Below are 15,062 nucleotides of genomic sequence, written 5' to 3' on the forward strand. Positions count from 1 at the left end.
ATAAAGTCTAGTGAAATAGAAGCAGTGGGATTTTAATCTAAATCAATATTTTCAGATTTTTGGCGTATAGGTTGTTTATTAAGATTGGTCATACCAAAATATTGATTTGAAGACATTGGTGAGGTTAATCAATAAAAATGAATGTGTTTGAATTATAGTCAATTAAAATCAAAATAGGACAGTAACGCATCGTCAAATCGGGCGTAATCAGACAATACGGTTCGCAGATACCGCTTAATATTCGCCCACACCTTCTCAATCGGGTTGAGCTCAGGTGAATAAGGTGCAAGAGGCAATACCTTATGTCCCAATTTTTCCGCCATTTCCCGTAAGACACCCATACGGTGAAATCGCGCATTATCTAAAATAATCACCGATTTTTGAGTCAATGCGGGCCGTAGGCATTGCTGAAACCACGCTTCAAAAAAGACTCCGGTCATCGTATTTTGATAAACCATCGGAGCAATCAGCCGGTTGCCGACTTGTGCGGACACCAGAGATAAGCGTCGGTATCTTTTTCCACTTATCTGCGCTTTCACTATTTGCCCTTTCAGGCTGCGGGCATAGGGACGGAACAGGTAGCGGTCAAATCCTGTTTCATCCAAATAAATGCGTTGGTAGTCGGAAAATTCGGCCAGCTGTGTCAAATAATGCGTTACTTTGGCCGGATCTTGTTCTTTGTAAGTGGTGGTCTTTTTTTGCGCGTCATCCCCATCTGTTTGAGTGCATAGCAAACGGCGGCTGGCGTACAATCAAAATGTTTGGCGATTTTATGCAGATAGGCATCCTGGTGTTGCCCAACATATTGAGCCGGTTTTTGCCTATCCAATTTGACGGCATTTAGACCGGTAACTTGATGTTTTAGGCTGCCTGTTTGTTTTTTAAGGCGAATCCACAGGTAAAGCGTGTTTCTTGACAAGTTAAACGTTGCTGCGGTTTGGCTGATGTTTTTGCATTGTTCGTAATAGTTTAAAGCTTTGTTTCTTAAGTCCGCAGAGTATGCCATGGTTAAACCTTCAAAGTTGAGTATTGTACCATTTTGTTTTTAATTGACTATAACTTAAGCCATCTTCGATTCACGCATTCCCCTACTGTTTAAACGAAACGGAAATGACGGTAAACCCGATCACGCCCACAACGACAAAAAGGTCGTCTGAAACCCAAATTGGATTTCAGACGACCTTTTATTTCAAGCCGGTTGGCTTATTTGTTGAAGAAAACCAGCGTCCACGGCAAAACATAAGCTTGCAGCAGGGTCAGCAGGCCGACGAAGGTACAGAAAATCAAGCTGTGTTTCACGGTGAAGCGGAACAGGTTGGATTCTTTGCCTTCCAGACCGACTGCCGCGCAGGCGATGGCGATGGATTGCGGCGAAATCATTTTGCCGGTCACGCCGCCGGTGGTGTTGGCAGCGACGGTCAGCTCGGGTACGACGTTGATTTGATGCGCGGTGCTGGCTTGCAGCGAACCGAAGAGCGCGTTGGCGGAGGTGTCCGAACCGGTCAGGAATACGCCCAGCCAGCCGAGGAACGGCGAGAAGAACGGGAACACGGTGCCGGTGGCGGCGAGGACGAGTGCCAATGTGGACGACAGGCCTGAATAGTTTGCCACGAATGCAAAGCCAAGTACCAAGCCGATAGACAGGATGGACAGGCGCAGTTCTTTGAGCGTTTCAAAGAAAGTGCTGACGGCTTCGGAGGGTTTCATTTTCAGCAAAGCGGCGGAAACGATGGAAGCAAACAGGATTGCCGTACCGACTGCGCCGAGGAGGTCAATTTTGAACACGGCGGCGTATGGTGTCGGTTCGCTGACGATGGGCGCGGCTTTTTGTACCAAGTTGTGCAGCATCGGCCAGTCGAATTTGATGGTGGCAACGCCCAAAGCCTCTTTAACACCCTTAATCGTCCACACGCTGACGAAAACGGTCAGGATGGCGAAAGGCGACCAGGCTTTGATGATTTGCCCGGCAGTGTATTCGCCCGCTTTGCGTTCGGACGGTTTTTTCATGCCGTTGAAGGTGAAGATTTCTTTAGGCTGCCATTTTTTCAGGAAGGCAGACAGGCAGACCAGGCTGACCAATGCGGAGGTCACGTCGGGTAACTCGGGGCCGATGAAGTTGGCGGTAATGAACTGGGTAGTGGCGAAAGACACGCCTGCCACCAATACGGCAGGCCAAGTTTGGCGTATGCCGCGCATACCGTCCATCATGGCGACCAACCAGAAAGGAACGATAATCGACAGGATCGGCAGTTGGCGGCCGGCGACCTGACCGATGTGGTAAGGGTCGAGGTTGGACACTTGACCGGCAACCAAGATTGGAATACCCATCGCACCGAAAGCCACGGGTGCGGTATTGGCAATCAAACACAAACCGGCGGCGTAGAGCGGGTTAAAGCCTAAGCCCACCAACAACGAGGCGGTAATCGCCACCGGCGCGCCGAAGCCTGCCGCACCTTCGAGGAATGCGCCGAAGGAGAAGCCAACCAGCAACATTTGCAGGCGTTGGTCTTCGGTAATCGAAATCACGGAAGCGCGGATGATGTCGAACTGCCCTGTTTTCACAGTAATTTTATACAGGAACACAGCAGTAACGATAATCCATGCAATCGGCCACAAACCGTAGGCAAAGCCGTACAGCGCGGAAGAAACCGCCATGCCCGCAGGCATTCCGAAACCTAATACGGCAACGCCAAGTGCAATCAGCAGCGTATAAAGCCCCGCCTGATAACCCTTGAGCTTCAAGACGGTCAGTGCAACAAAGAAAAAGATAATGGGCAGGAGGGCGACGGCTGCCGTCAAATACAGGCTGCCGCCCACTGCGGTATAGTTTTGAATCCAAGTTTCCATTGGGAAAATCTCCGAATATTTTTCTAATATACTTTCCTAAATTGGTAAAACCAATTTTTTGAACGGAGGACACTTTACGAAACTTTAATATGGCAGTCAATTATTTTTTTAAGCAACCTTGCTACATAAGTGCAAAATTGTTATTTAATTTTAAATAAAACAAAACATTATATGAATTGTAAAAATGTAACCCGATATAGTTTTAAACCATATTCGGGTAGAACAAGCCATATTGACGGGATATGGCCGGTTAATTAGAATACCGCGACATTGGGCACACCAATTTGGTCATGCCAATTTTGACGCAGATTGCCATTTCAGACGACCTGCCGCATCACATTATCGGATTTGAGTCTTCTTCATAGGAAAATATGAAGAAAAAGAGGAATTACAATGACAAAACTGGTTCGACCACAAAAAATCAGCGACCAAATATTGTCGATATTAGAAGAACGGATTGCGACTGGCGTTTACGAAAAAGGCGGCAAAATCCCGCCCGAACGTACCTTGGCGGAAGAATTCGGCGTATCGCGCCCCTCGGTCAGGGTCGCGCTGAACATCCTGATTGCGCGGCAGGTTTTGGAAGCGCGTCAGGGCGATGGCTATTACGTTTCCGTCAAACCGCAACAAGATTTCCTCCAAAGCTGGCAGGAATTGCTCGGCAAACATACCAACTGGGAAACCGACGTTTTCGATTTCAGCTGTCACGTTGAAGGCTGTATGGCGGCACTGGCCGCCGAAAGACGGACTGACGCCGACTTGAAACGGATTGACTTTTGGCGGCAGAAATTTGAAGCGGCCTGCGAAAGCGGAAATTTGGAGCATCAAGCCGAAGCAGACGTTAGCTTCCATCAAACCATTGCCGATGCCGCACACAATATCCTGTTCAGCCACCTTTCCAGCAGCCTGCTCAAAATGCTTTATCAGCAAACACGCAGCGGCATTATCTATATCCATCAAACCGAAGACCCGCGCCCGACGCTGATTGCCCAGCACAGTGCTATTTTTGAAGCCATTGTCCAGGCCAAACCAGCCGAGGCGGCGGAAGCGGCAAAACTGCATTTGAATTATGTCGCCCGCCGCATTTTGCAGGACAGGGAATATCAAAGCCACAGCGAGCATGCGGACGTATTGGCGCAAAATGATTTGAAACGGGTAGATTGGTAGCGTTTAAAAATAATCAGGCCGTCTGAATTTTTTCAGACGGCCTGATTTTGCAAATAAGGCTTTTTAGTGCCACAATCTTCCCCATTCTGTCTAAAAACAAAGGAAGCACCATGTACCGTCATGTCGAGTATTATCCGGGCGACCCGATTTTGAGTTTGGTTGAAACCTTCAAACGCGACGAGCGTTCTGAAAAAGTCAATTTGAGCATAGGCATTTATTTTGATGGCGAAGGCAAAATGCCGGTTTTGGAATCTGTCCTCCGGGCAGAAGCAGAGCATGCGGCCGTACCGCGCCCATCGCCTTATCTGCCGATGGAAGGTTTGGACACTTACCGAAGCGCGGTTCAGCGTTTGCTGTTTGGGCAGGATAATCCGGCGTTGGCAGAAGGGCGCGTTGCGACCATACAGACCTTGGGCGGCTCGGGGGCGTTGAAAGTCGGTGCCGACTTTTTGCACCGTTGGTTCCCTGAAGCGAAAGCCTATGTCAGCGACCCGACTTGGGACAACCATAAGGGTATTTTTGAAGGCGCAGGTTTTGAAGTGGGGGCGTATCCTTATTACAACTCTAAAACCGTCGGCGTGAAATTTGAAGAGATGACTGCGTTTTTCAAAACATTGCCGGAAAACAGCGTCTTGATTTTACATCCATGCTGTCAAAACCCGACCGGCGTAGATATGTCGCAAGCGCAATGGGATGAAGTGTTGAACATCATTAAAACGCACAAGCTGATTCCGTTTATGGATATTGCCTATCAAGGTTTCGGCGAGGATTTGGACAGCGATGCCTATGCAATCCGTAAAGCCGTCGAAATGGGACTACCTTTGTTTGTCAGCAACTCTTTCTCGAAAAACCTGTCGCTGTACGGAGAGCGCGTCGGCGGTTTGAGCGTAGTGTGTCCCAATAAGGAAGAAGCAGAGCTGGTGTTCGGACAGTTGAAATTTACCGTCCGCCGTATTTATTCCAGCCCTGCCGCGCATGGCGCATACATCGCTTCTGATGTGATGAACAGCGAGGAGCTGCGCGCTTTGTGGGAAAACGAGGTTTACGCCATGCGCGACCGCATCCGTGCCATGCGTCAGAAACTTTATGATGTTTTGACGGCCAAAATTCCCAATCGCGATTTCAGCTATTTCATCAAACAGCGCGGTATGTTCAGCTATACAGGCCTAACCGTAGAGCAGGTACACCGCTTGCGTGACGAATTTGCTGTTTATCTGTTGGATTCGGGCAGGATGTGTGTGGCCGGTTTGAATGCATCAAATATCGATTATGTGGCCGAGGCATTTGCCAAAGTGTTGCAATAGCCATGCAATCTGAAATTGAATGTAGTTTTATTTGAAGTAAATCAAAAGGCCGTCTGAAAAATTTTCATCTTTCAGACGGCCTATTTATAATTGGCGCACCCAACAGGGATCGAACCTGTGACCTCCAGCTTCGGAAACTGACACTCTTCCAACTGAGCTATGGGTGCGAAAGCCGTAAGGTTAACGCATATTGGCTTTATTGGCAAAGTTTATCTTGAAAGTGTCTGAAAGTGGCATTGGCGGTCACTTTTTTGCATGGCTGGAATAATCAATTAACTACAAAGGCTTATAGATTTCAGACGGCCTTTTTGAGGATTTTTGCGTATCTTTTTCTCAAGATGGATTGGAAAGCCTTTGCGAATTCAGTATAATCCAGCAAAATATTGTTAATTGCGTTTAACACATAAACTATAACTTACAGCACAACCTAACCTAACGGCGAGGCCTACCAAATGAAACAACTCCGCGACCACAAAGCCCAAGGCTCTGCATTGTTCACCCTTGTGAGCGGTATCGTTATTGTCATTGCAGTGATTTACTTCCTGATCAAACTGGCGGGAAGCGGTTCATTCGGCGATGTTGCCGAAACAACCGAAGCTGCGACTCAAACCCGTATCCAGCCAGTCGGCCAACTCAAAATGGGCGACGGCATTCCTGTTGGCGAACGCCAAGGTGACCAGATTTTCAACAAAATCTGTATCCAATGTCACGCGGCGGACAGTATCGTTCCTAATGCGCCTAAATTTGAAAACAAAGGCGATTGGGCTCCTCGTATCGCCCAAGGCTTTGATACCTTGTTCCAACACGCTTTGAATGGTTTCAACGCAATGCCTGCCAAAGGCGGTGCGGCTGATTTGACCGACCAAGAATTGAAACGCGTGATTACTTATATGGCCAACAAAGCCGGCGGTACTTTCCCTGATCCTGATGCCGCAGCTCCTGCCGATGCAGCCGCTTCCGGTGAAGCCGCTTCAGCTCCGGCGGCTGAAGGTGCAGCTCCTGCAGAAGCCCCTAAAGCAGATGTGGCCAAAGCAGATGACAAAGGTGCGGCAGCTCCAGCAGCCGGTGGCGCAGACGGCAAAAAAGTTTACGAAGCCAACTGCCAAGCATGTCACGGCGGTGCAGTTCCAGGTGTTCCTCATGTAGGTAAAAAAGAAGACTGGGCTCCTCGTATCAAACAAGGTAAAGACACCCTGCACAAACACGCACTCGAAGGCTTTAACGCAATGCCTGCCAAAGGCGGTAACGGCAGCCTGAGCGATGATGAAGTGAAAGCTGCAGTTGATTACATGGCTAATCAGTCTGGTGCTAAATTCTAAGATTTGATTTTGAATCTCGAATAGGAAGCGCATTCTGCAAAAGGATGCGCTTTTTTCGTGCAGGAAATCTGGATCTTGCTATAATACTGAAGTAGTAAATTATTCTCATGATCAAGGGTCGTCTGAAAGATTCAGACGGCCTTCGAATACAATCAAGATTCTTTTAAAGAAGTTCAACCATATTCACATACGACAAAACAATCACGGAGTTATCTCATGGCAAAAAAATATTTCGGTACTGACGGTGTGCGCGGCGAAGTCGGTCAGTTTCCTATCAATCCTGATTTTGTCCTGAAATTAGGCTATGCGGCAGGTCAGGTTTTGGTGCAGCACGAAGGCGAAATCAAACCAACCGTCTTGATCGGTAAAGACACGCGTATTTCAGGCTATATGCTGGAAGCCGCGCTGATTGCCGGCTTTACTGCTGCCGGTGTCAACGTTATTCAAACCGGCCCTCTGCCAACCCCGGGCGTAGCGTATCTGACCCGTGCTTTGCGTTTATCTGCCGGTGTGATGATTTCTGCGTCCCATAACGTTTATTCTGACAACGGCATTAAATTCTTTGCCGAAGGCGGTGTGAAGTTGAGCGATGAAATCGAATTGGAAATCGAAGCCAAAATCGATGAGGAAATGAAAACACAGCCATCCAGCCGTTTAGGCCGTGCGCGCCGGATTAATGGTGCGGATGACCGCTATATCGAGTTCTGTAAATCCACTTTCCCAAGCCATTTGGACTTGCGCGGTCTGAAATTGGTGGTCGATACCGCCAATGGTGCGGGCTATGCAGTTGCGCCTAAAGTATTCCACGAATTGGGTGCGCAAGTAGTAAGCATCGGTGATGAGCCAAACGGCTACAACATCAATGAGAAATGTGGTGCGACCCATCCGAAAGCTTTGCAAGCGGCTGTGTTGCAAAATGAAGCCGATTACGGCATTGCCTTGGATGGCGATGGCGACCGTTTGATGATGGTTGACCGCAATGGCAAAGTGTATGACGGCGACAGCTTGATTTATGTGATTGCCAAAGCACGCGCGCACGAAGGCGTGGAGATCGGCGGCGTGGTGGGTACGGTAATGACCAATATGGCGATGGAAGTTGCTTTGAAAGAGCAGGGCGTTGATTTCTGCCGCGCCAAAGTGGGCGACCGCTATGTGTTGGAACAGCTCCACCAACGCGGTTGGCTGATTGGCGGCGAAGCCAGCGGTCATATTTTGTGTATGGACAAACACAATACCGGTGACGGCATCATTTCCGCGCTGCAAGTTTTGGCCGCATTGCAAACCTTGAATCAAGACCTTGCCACCGTTTGCGCCGATTGGCAGCCGTATCCGCAAACCATGATCAACGTCCGCATCAAAAAAGGCCAAAACTGGCAGGACGCTTCCAAAGAGGCTTTGGCTGAAGTGGAAAAAGAACTCGAAGGCAAAGGCCGCGTGGTCTTGCGCGCATCCGGTACCGAGCCTGTCGTGCGCGTGATGGTGGAAGCCAAGCAGGCAGACTGGGCGAAAAAAGGCGCAGAAAAAATTGCCGCGGCCATTCAAGGTCAAAAGTAACAGTGTGTTTGATTTTGAATTGAACTAAATAAAAGGCCGTCTGTTATAAAAGGCCGTCTGTTGTTCAGACGGCCTTTGTGTTTCATTAGAAGCTTAGTTGCTCAAGACATCAACGCCTTTAGGAGGGGTAAATTTGAACATACCGCTGGAAAGGTTAGGCTTGGTGTTCAAACCGCTGAAGCTGATGCTGGTTTGGTTGCCGAAGCTGTCTTTCAGCTGCATGGCGGCGAGGTTGTCGCCTTTGAAGCCGATGCGGATGTATTGATAGCCGGCGTTGTTTTTCTTAGGTGTAGCCAAAACGTAGTCGATACCGTTGGCAGAACCGTCTTCTTTCAGCGTGTAGCTGCTGTCCAATGCCGTTTTGTTGGAGAGGATGGCGGCAGGGCTGTCGCCGATGGTTTGGTCTTGTGAGGACTTGGTTACTTGTGCCAAATCTACGTCATAGAGCCAAATGGTTTTGCCGTCGCCGACGATGGTTTGTTTGTAGGGTTTGGTGTACTCCCATTTGAACAAGCCAGGGCGCAGGATTTTGAATGTACCGTGTGTGGTTTGGGTTTTCTTTTTGCTGTGAACGGTTTGGCTGAAGTTGCCGCTGATACCGTCGGCGTCATTATTGAATTTTTTCAGGGCGTCCACTGCGTCGGCTTGTGCAAAGCCGATAGCTGAAGAAAGCAGCGCGGCAGCGGTCAGGGTGAACAGTCGGGTAGTTTTCATGTTTTGGTTCCTTGTTCGGAGAGATGGGTTCAGTATAGACGTTATGGTGTAACAGGCAAGGGGCTGAATGGAGGGTTTAATTTGTGTAAATATGAAAAATCCAATCAAGTGACTGAAATAATTTCATTTCTTCAGACGGCCTGCATTTGGTTTTGACGTTTTTTTAATGAAGCACACGATGGTTTGGTGTGGTATTTAATGTCATTTTACGGAAAGCGTGAAATTATAGTCTTTCTGTTTGCTTTTTAAAACGGTTATAATATTTATCTTTTTAAAACAATGGTTTTGTATGTATCTGAATCCTTATCCTTTATTGGAACAGGCTTTGCTGTCGGACAATCCGGATGAAAAGGGAAGGTTGACGCAGGCCTTGTTTGCGCATTTGGGCGAGGCGGAAGGTTTGACGGTTGATGAGTCGAAACCCGTGGATTGCCGTTTTGCCGGTCATCCGTTACGTCCGTGTTTGGTTGCGCCTTCGGAAGTTACGCCGCGCAAGATGAATACGGTCGAAGGCTATGCGGCGATGTTGCATGCGATTGCGCACATTGAATTTAATGCGATTAATCTGGCTTTGGATGCGGCGTATCGTTTTCGCAATATGCCGTTTCAGTTTGTACGCGATTGGGTAAGGGTGGCGAAAGAAGAAGTGTTTCACTTCGGCTTGATGCGTGGCCGTCTGAACAGCTTGGGCTACGATTACGGCGATTTTGAAGCGCACGGGCATTTGTGGGATATGGCGTATAAAACTGCTTACGATCCCTTATTGCGCATGGCTTTGGTGCCGCGGGTGTTGGAAGCGCGCGGTTTGGATGTCACGCCGGGTATTCGTGCAAAAGTGGCACAGCGCGGCGATGTGGAAACCTGCGATGTGTTGGATATTATTTATCGCGATGAAGTGGGGCATGTCGCCATCGGCAATCATTGGTATCAGCATCTTTGCCGTGAGCGCGGTCTGGAACCGGTTGCACTGTTCCGCAGCCTGATTGCGCGTTACGATATGTTTATCTTCCGCGGCTACGTCAATATCGAAGCACGGGAACGCGCAGGATTCAGCCGTTTTGAGCTGGATATGTTGGAAGATTTTGAGAAAAGTTTGAAACAGGATAAAAAGGCCGTCTGAAACGGTAAAATCATTATGGCACATCATCACGATCATTCGCACGCGCACACGCATACCGCTAATAAGCAGGTATTGCGTATTTCCTTTTTCGTCATTGCCGGATTTATGCTGGTTGAGGCGGTCGGCGGTTGGCTGACCAACTCTTTGGCCCTGCTTTCCGATGCGGGGCATATGTTCAGCGATGCGTTTTCGCTGGGCGTGGCATTGTGGGCATTCAAACTTGGCGAGAAACAGACCACGCTGCAAAAGACATTCGGTTACAAGCGTTTTGAAATTTTGACGGCGATGTTTAACGGATTATCGCTGGTGTTGATTGCGGCGATGATTTTTTATGAAGCAGTCAAACGATTGTTTTATCCGCCGGAAATTTTGACGGGTGGCATGTTGGTGGTTAGTATCATCGGATTGCTGGTCAACATCGGTGTCGCCGTTTATATGTTGAAGAATAGCGATACCGAAGAAAACGTCAATATGCGCGGCGCGTATCTGCACGTAATCAGCGATTTGTTCGGCTCGATAGGGGCGATTGTCGCAGCGGTACTGATGATGGCGTATGGCTGGCAATGGGCGGATACGGTTGCCAGCGTATTGGTGGCGGCTTTGGTAGGGTGCAGCGGCTGGAAGCTGTTTAAACAGACTTTGCACATTTTGATGGAAGGCGCGCCGGAAAACATCCATACCGATGAGTTGCTCAGCGTTATCCGCAATATGGAGGGCGTAAAATCCGTTCACGACTTGCATGTTTGGACGATTACCAGCAATATCCACGTTTTATCCTGCCATATTGTCGTAGATGGCAACATGACGGTTGCAGAGTCCGAACAAATCGCCTACCGCATCGAACATGAATTGGCGCATCATAACATCGGGCATTGTACGATTCAGATTGAAAGCGAACAGCATCCGCATAAAGATGAAGTTTTGTGTTCGCAGGAAATGCACGAACACCATCACCATTAACCATATTCAGGCCGTCTGAAACTTGTTGGATTGTTCAGACGGCCTTCTAAAATCATCAAAGGAATACTTATGACCCAAGCCGTATTATTCGACCTTGACGGCACGCTTGCCGATACCGCACTTGATTTGGGTGGTGCGCTCAACACGGTATTGCGCCGACACGGTTTGCCAGAAAAAAGCATGGATGAAATCCGTCCGCAGGCCAGCCACGGTGCGAGCGGTTTGCTCAAACTTGGTGCAGGCATTACGCCCGACCATCCGGACTATATGCAATGGCGTAAAGAGTTTTTGGATGAATACAGCCGCTGTTATGCCGATCAAACCATTTTGTTCGACGGCGTAAACGAAATGTTGGAAGCCTTAGTTCAACGCGGTATCCAATGGGGCATTATTACCAACAAGCCCATGCGTTTTACCGATGTCCTCGTGCCTAAGCTCGGGTTTGCCGCGCCTCCCGCCGTCATTGTCAGCGGCGATACCTGCGATGAACCCAAGCCCAGCGTGAAGCCTATGTTTTATGCGTGCGAACAGATTGGCGTTGAGGCGCAGCGATGTTTTTATGTCGGCGATGCAGAGCGCGATATGCAGGCAGGCAAGAATGCAGGCATGACGACCGTGCTTGCCGATTGGGGCTATATTTCTGCCGAAGACCAAACTGAAAACTGGCTTGCTGATTTCCGTATTGCCACGCCTTTGGATTTGTTGGCAATCTTGCGTTAAAACCCTGTAATAATCCGTTTTCAGACGGCTTGAAACGGCGTAAAATCGTACTAAGTTTGTATTTTTTCAACCGTTTTACACTTGTAAAGAGAAAAATCATGTTCTTCAAGCATATCGAAGCTGCTCCTGCTGATCCGATTTTAGGTTTGGGCGAAGCGTTTAAAGCCGAAACCCGTCCCGAAAAAGTCAATCTCGGTATCGGCGTGTACAAAGACGCATCCGGCGCAACGCCTATTGTCAAAGCCGTCAAAGAGGCTGAAAAACGCCTGTTGGAAAGCGAGACAACTAAAAATTACCTGACCATCGACGGCGTTGCCGATTACAACGAGCAAACCCAAATCCTGTTATTTGGTAAAGACCACGAAATCATTGCCAGCCGTCGCGCCAAAACAGCGCAAAGCCTTGGCGGTACAGGTGCATTGCGCATTGCGGCCGAATTTGTCAAACGCCAGTTGAACGCGCAAACCATCTGGATTTCCAATCCGACTTGGCCTAACCACAACGCCATCGCCAAAGCGGTCGGTATCCAAGACAAACCGTATCGTTACTATGATGCCGCCAAACACGGTTTGGATTGGGATGGCATGATTGAAGACTTGAGCCAAGCGCAAAAAGGCGACATCGTCCTGCTGCACGGCTGCTGCCACAACCCTACCGGCATCGACCCTACGCCCGAACAATGGGAAACTTTGGCAAAACTTTCTGCCGAAAAAGGCTGGTTGCCACTGTTTGACTTTGCTTATCAAGGCTTCGGCAATGGCTTGGAAGAAGATGCCTACGGCTTGCGCGTGTTCTTGAAACACAATACAGAATTGCTGATTGCCAGCTCTTATTCCAAAAACTTCGGTATGTACAACGAGCGCGTCGGCGCGTTCACTTTGGTGGCCGAAGATGAAGAAACAGCAGCCCGCGCCCACAGCCAAGTCAAAACCATCATCCGTACCTTGTATTCCAACCCGGCTTCACACGGTGCGAACACCATTGCGCTGGTGTTGAAAAATGATGATTTGAAAGCACAATGGATTGCCGAACTCGATGAAATGCGCGGCCGCATCAAAGCCATGCGCCAAAAATTTGTCGAGTTGCTCAAAGCAAAAGGCGCAACTCAAGACTTTGATTTCATTATCGAACAAAACGGTATGTTCTCTTTCAGTGGTCTGACTCCCGAACAAGTTGACCGTTTGAAAAATGAGTTTGCCATTTATGCCGTCCGTTCCGGCCGCATCAACGTCGCCGGCATTACCGATGACAATATCGACTACCTGTGCGAAAGCATTGTGAAAGTCTTGTAATTGTCGAATTAAAGGCAAAGGCCGTCTGAATCATTCAGACGGCCTTTATTTTTGACTGTGGAAACTTATCCGGCAACTGCGTTCATTCCCCAATAAATCATGGCATAGCGCAGCAGTTTGCCTGCAATCAGAATGATGGCGCAATGCAAAGCATTAAGCCTGAGCCAGCCTGCGGCAAGGGGGAGGGCATCGCCGATAATCGGCAACCATGCAAATAATAGCGGCCAAATTCCCCATCTTTGTATACGCGCCAATACTTTTTCAGACGGCCTTTTCTTGGACGGAAACATTCTGCCCATGTAATACGAAACCATACTGCCCAAGCCATTTGCCAAACCGGCACATAAACATGCTCCGAGGGCATGTTGCGGATATTGGTACACAAATGCGGCGTATGCCGCCTCGGATGTACCCGGAAGTAGTGTGGCAGAAGTGAAGGCAGAAGCAATCAGGGCAAGGTAAGCGTAAAGAGGGGGCATATTTTGAGTTGTATCAATGAGTATTGTAAAAAAGAAATAACAAGCTTAATAAGAAGATTATGCCTTTATTTTTTTAATCTATTAAAAGATAAATCCAATATTATTAAATTTTTTACAATTAAACGGCTGAAGGATAATGTAGTCGGCTGTTAGAAAATAGTTTTCAAAGTGACGGATTATCAGTATGATACGGGCGGCTGTTAATGGGTGTTAAGTTTAATGAACTGATTTAAGCTCATTTTTCCAGCGAATCTTAACAAAACGAAAGGCAAATCATGTCTGCGCATTCACAACAAAATCATACTCCTGCGCTGGTCGTTCTGACCACACTCTTCTTCATGATGGGTTTCATTACCTGCATGAACGATATTTTGATTCCGCACCTGAAAGATATTTTCGAACTGACTTATGTTCAGGCGATGCTGATTCAATTCTGTTTCTTTACCGCTTACGCGATTATGTCGATCCCTATGGGTTATTTGGTCGGCAAAATCGGCTATAAAAACGGTGTAATCGGCGGTTTCGTATTGACTGCCATCGGCTGTCTGTTGTTCTATCCTGCCGCCGGCAGCCATTCTTATCCTACTTTCTTGGGTGCGCTGTTCATTTTGGCTTCAGGTGTAACGCTGTTGCAAGTGGCGGGTAACCCTTATGTGACCCTGCTGTCCAAACCAGGTAAAGAATCTGCAACACTGACTTTGGTTCAGGCATTCAACTCTTTGGGTACGACCATTGCTCCGCAAATCGGGGCATTCCTGATTTTGGCTGATGCGACACAAACTGTCAGCAAAGCCGAGCAAATTTCTTCTGTTCAAATTCCATATTTGGGTTTGGCAGGTTTGCTGATTATTTTGGCTGTGTTCGTCAAAATGATTCGTCTGCCTGATGCAAACAAAATTGCTGAAGAAGAGAGTGAGCACAACCATGATGGTAAACACAGCGTATGGCAATACCGCCACTTGATTTTTGGTGCGGCCGGTATTTTCTGTTATGTTGGTGCAGAAGTATCTATCGGTTCTTTGTTGGTCAACGTGTTGGGTTACCTGAAAGGTTTGGACCACGCATCTGCTGCAAAATATCTGTCGTTCTACTGGGGCGGCGCGATGGTTGGTCGCTTCTTAGGCTCTGCCATCATGGCGAAAATTGCGCCTAACCGCTATTTGGCATTCAATGCTACCGCTGCTGTTGTCCTGTTGGGCGTAGCTATGTTGGCAGGTAAAGCCAGTGCAGATGTTGCGATGTGGGCATTGTTGGCCATCGGTTTCTTCAATTCCATCATGTTCCCAACGATTTTCTCTTTGGCAACCAAAGGTCTTGGCCGATTCACCAGCAGCGCTTCCGGCGTATTGTGTACTGCGATTGTCGGCGGTGCGATTGTGCCTGTGGTACAAGGTTGGGTAGCGGATACTCAAGGTCTGATGATTTCTTTCGTTGTATCAGCGATTTGTTACGTATACATCGTCTTCTTTGCTATAAAAGGCTACAAAGCTGACGAATAATTCATCATGATAAAAGGCCGTCTGAAACCTTATGGGATTTCAGACGGCCTTTTTACTTTGTGGCATAATGATTTAAATGACAGGAGG

At 48.2% G+C, this 15,062-nt stretch carries 13 protein-coding genes and 1 tRNA gene; 9 read left to right on the forward strand and 5 right to left on the reverse strand.

The window, feature by feature from the left end; translation table 11 throughout:
• Positions 1-158: 158 nt before the first annotated feature.
• Positions 159-1,006, reverse strand: a protein-coding gene (locus ACTHTJ_RS00065) for an IS630 family transposase (protein ID WP_141745152.1) whose coding sequence is annotated in 2 segments (ribosomal slippage) — positions 159-691 and positions 691-1,006 — 849 coding nt in all. Because the reading frame shifts where the segments join, the coding sequence is not laid out codon by codon here.
• A 197-nt stretch (positions 1,007-1,203) separates the two neighbouring features.
• Complete coding sequence (locus ACTHTJ_RS00070) at positions 1,204-2,847, reverse strand: lactate permease LctP family transporter (RefSeq protein WP_070461656.1); 1,644 nt, start codon at positions 2,845-2,847, stop codon at positions 1,204-1,206.
• Positions 2,848-3,240: 393 nt separating this feature from the next.
• Between ACTHTJ_RS00070 and ACTHTJ_RS00075 the strand changes: the two genes are divergently transcribed.
• Positions 3,241-4,014, forward strand: a complete 774-nt coding sequence (locus tag ACTHTJ_RS00075) for a FadR/GntR family transcriptional regulator (protein WP_070461657.1) — start codon at positions 3,241-3,243, stop codon at positions 4,012-4,014.
• 110 nt (positions 4,015-4,124) lie between these two features.
• The gene (locus tag ACTHTJ_RS00080; protein ID WP_070583815.1) at positions 4,125-5,318 is read left to right on the forward strand and encodes an amino acid aminotransferase; all 1,194 of its coding nucleotides are present in this window, start codon (positions 4,125-4,127) and stop codon (positions 5,316-5,318) included.
• Positions 5,319-5,409: 91 nt separating this feature from the next.
• Here the strand turns inward: ACTHTJ_RS00080 and ACTHTJ_RS00085 are convergent.
• A tRNA-Arg gene (locus ACTHTJ_RS00085) sits at positions 5,410-5,485 on the reverse strand.
• A 285-nt stretch (positions 5,486-5,770) separates the two neighbouring features.
• Here ACTHTJ_RS00085 and ACTHTJ_RS00090 point away from each other — a divergent pair.
• A complete protein-coding gene (locus tag ACTHTJ_RS00090) occupies positions 5,771-6,637 on the forward strand; it encodes a c-type cytochrome (protein WP_070583816.1) in 867 nt (288 codons plus the stop codon).
• A 216-nt stretch (positions 6,638-6,853) separates the two neighbouring features.
• Complete coding sequence (gene glmM, locus ACTHTJ_RS00095; RefSeq protein WP_004520640.1) at positions 6,854-8,191, forward strand: phosphoglucosamine mutase; 1,338 nt, start codon at positions 6,854-6,856, stop codon at positions 8,189-8,191.
• A gap of 93 nt (positions 8,192-8,284) precedes the next feature.
• Here glmM and lolA read toward each other — a convergent pair whose 3' ends face one another.
• The gene (gene lolA, locus ACTHTJ_RS00100; RefSeq protein WP_004520641.1) at positions 8,285-8,905 is read right to left on the reverse strand and encodes an outer membrane lipoprotein chaperone LolA; all 621 of its coding nucleotides are present in this window, start codon (positions 8,903-8,905) and stop codon (positions 8,285-8,287) included.
• A gap of 289 nt (positions 8,906-9,194) precedes the next feature.
• On the opposite strand from lolA, the gene ACTHTJ_RS00105 reads away from it, so the two are divergent.
• The 4 genes from ACTHTJ_RS00105 to ACTHTJ_RS00120 all read left to right on the forward strand — a co-directional run bounded on the left by ACTHTJ_RS00105 (position 9,195) and on the right by ACTHTJ_RS00120 (position 12,997).
• Complete coding sequence (locus tag ACTHTJ_RS00105; RefSeq protein ID WP_004520643.1) at positions 9,195-10,025, forward strand: ferritin-like domain-containing protein; 831 nt, start codon at positions 9,195-9,197, stop codon at positions 10,023-10,025.
• Between the two features lie 15 nt (positions 10,026-10,040).
• Positions 10,041-10,985: a cation diffusion facilitator family transporter gene (locus ACTHTJ_RS00110; RefSeq protein WP_004520644.1), complete on the forward strand. Its 945-nt coding sequence runs from the start codon at positions 10,041-10,043 to the stop codon at positions 10,983-10,985.
• 69 nt (positions 10,986-11,054) lie between these two features.
• Positions 11,055-11,705, forward strand: a complete 651-nt coding sequence (locus tag ACTHTJ_RS00115; protein ID WP_070583817.1) for an HAD family hydrolase — start codon at positions 11,055-11,057, stop codon at positions 11,703-11,705.
• Positions 11,706-11,803: 98 nt separating this feature from the next.
• Positions 11,804-12,997, forward strand: coding sequence for an amino acid aminotransferase (locus tag ACTHTJ_RS00120; protein ID WP_004520646.1), 1,194 nt, complete (start codon positions 11,804-11,806; stop codon positions 12,995-12,997).
• Between the two features lie 65 nt (positions 12,998-13,062).
• On the opposite strand, the gene ACTHTJ_RS00125 is transcribed toward ACTHTJ_RS00120, so the two are convergent.
• Positions 13,063-13,476 carry a YqaA family protein gene (locus ACTHTJ_RS00125; protein ID WP_049331084.1) on the reverse strand — a complete coding sequence of 138 codons (414 nt, stop codon included), beginning with the start codon at positions 13,474-13,476 and terminating at the stop codon, positions 13,063-13,065.
• 275 nt (positions 13,477-13,751) lie between these two features.
• Between ACTHTJ_RS00125 and ACTHTJ_RS00130 the strand changes: the two genes are divergently transcribed.
• A complete protein-coding gene (locus ACTHTJ_RS00130; RefSeq protein ID WP_070583818.1) occupies positions 13,752-14,975 on the forward strand; it encodes a sugar MFS transporter in 1,224 nt (407 codons plus the stop codon).
• Positions 14,976-15,062: the final 87 nt, after the last annotated feature.

Source organism: Neisseria sp. P0018.S001 (assembly GCF_051957355.1).
Lineage (GTDB): Bacteria > Pseudomonadota > Gammaproteobacteria > Burkholderiales > Neisseriaceae > Neisseria > Neisseria subflava_A.

What these genes read in the sequence shown, in the direction of transcription:
- ACTHTJ_RS00070 (WP_070461656.1), bottom strand. Translation starts at nt 2,847, where the DNA reads ATGGAAACTTGGATTCAAAACTATACCGCAGTGGGCGGCAGCCTGTAT.
- ACTHTJ_RS00075 (WP_070461657.1), top strand. Translation starts at nt 3,241, where the DNA reads ATGACAAAACTGGTTCGACCACAAAAAATCAGCGACCAAATATTGTCG.
- ACTHTJ_RS00080 (WP_070583815.1), top strand. Translation starts at nt 4,125, where the DNA reads ATGTACCGTCATGTCGAGTATTATCCGGGCGACCCGATTTTGAGTTTG.
- ACTHTJ_RS00090 (WP_070583816.1), top strand. Translation starts at nt 5,771, where the DNA reads ATGAAACAACTCCGCGACCACAAAGCCCAAGGCTCTGCATTGTTCACC.
- glmM (WP_004520640.1), top strand. Translation starts at nt 6,854, where the DNA reads ATGGCAAAAAAATATTTCGGTACTGACGGTGTGCGCGGCGAAGTCGGT.
- lolA (WP_004520641.1), bottom strand. Translation starts at nt 8,905, where the DNA reads ATGAAAACTACCCGACTGTTCACCCTGACCGCTGCCGCGCTGCTTTCT.
- ACTHTJ_RS00105 (WP_004520643.1), top strand. Translation starts at nt 9,195, where the DNA reads ATGTATCTGAATCCTTATCCTTTATTGGAACAGGCTTTGCTGTCGGAC.
- ACTHTJ_RS00110 (WP_004520644.1), top strand. Translation starts at nt 10,041, where the DNA reads ATGGCACATCATCACGATCATTCGCACGCGCACACGCATACCGCTAAT.
- ACTHTJ_RS00115 (WP_070583817.1), top strand. Translation starts at nt 11,055, where the DNA reads ATGACCCAAGCCGTATTATTCGACCTTGACGGCACGCTTGCCGATACC.
- ACTHTJ_RS00120 (WP_004520646.1), top strand. Translation starts at nt 11,804, where the DNA reads ATGTTCTTCAAGCATATCGAAGCTGCTCCTGCTGATCCGATTTTAGGT.
- ACTHTJ_RS00125 (WP_049331084.1), bottom strand. Translation starts at nt 13,476, where the DNA reads ATGCCCCCTCTTTACGCTTACCTTGCCCTGATTGCTTCTGCCTTCACT.
- ACTHTJ_RS00130 (WP_070583818.1), top strand. Translation starts at nt 13,752, where the DNA reads ATGTCTGCGCATTCACAACAAAATCATACTCCTGCGCTGGTCGTTCTG.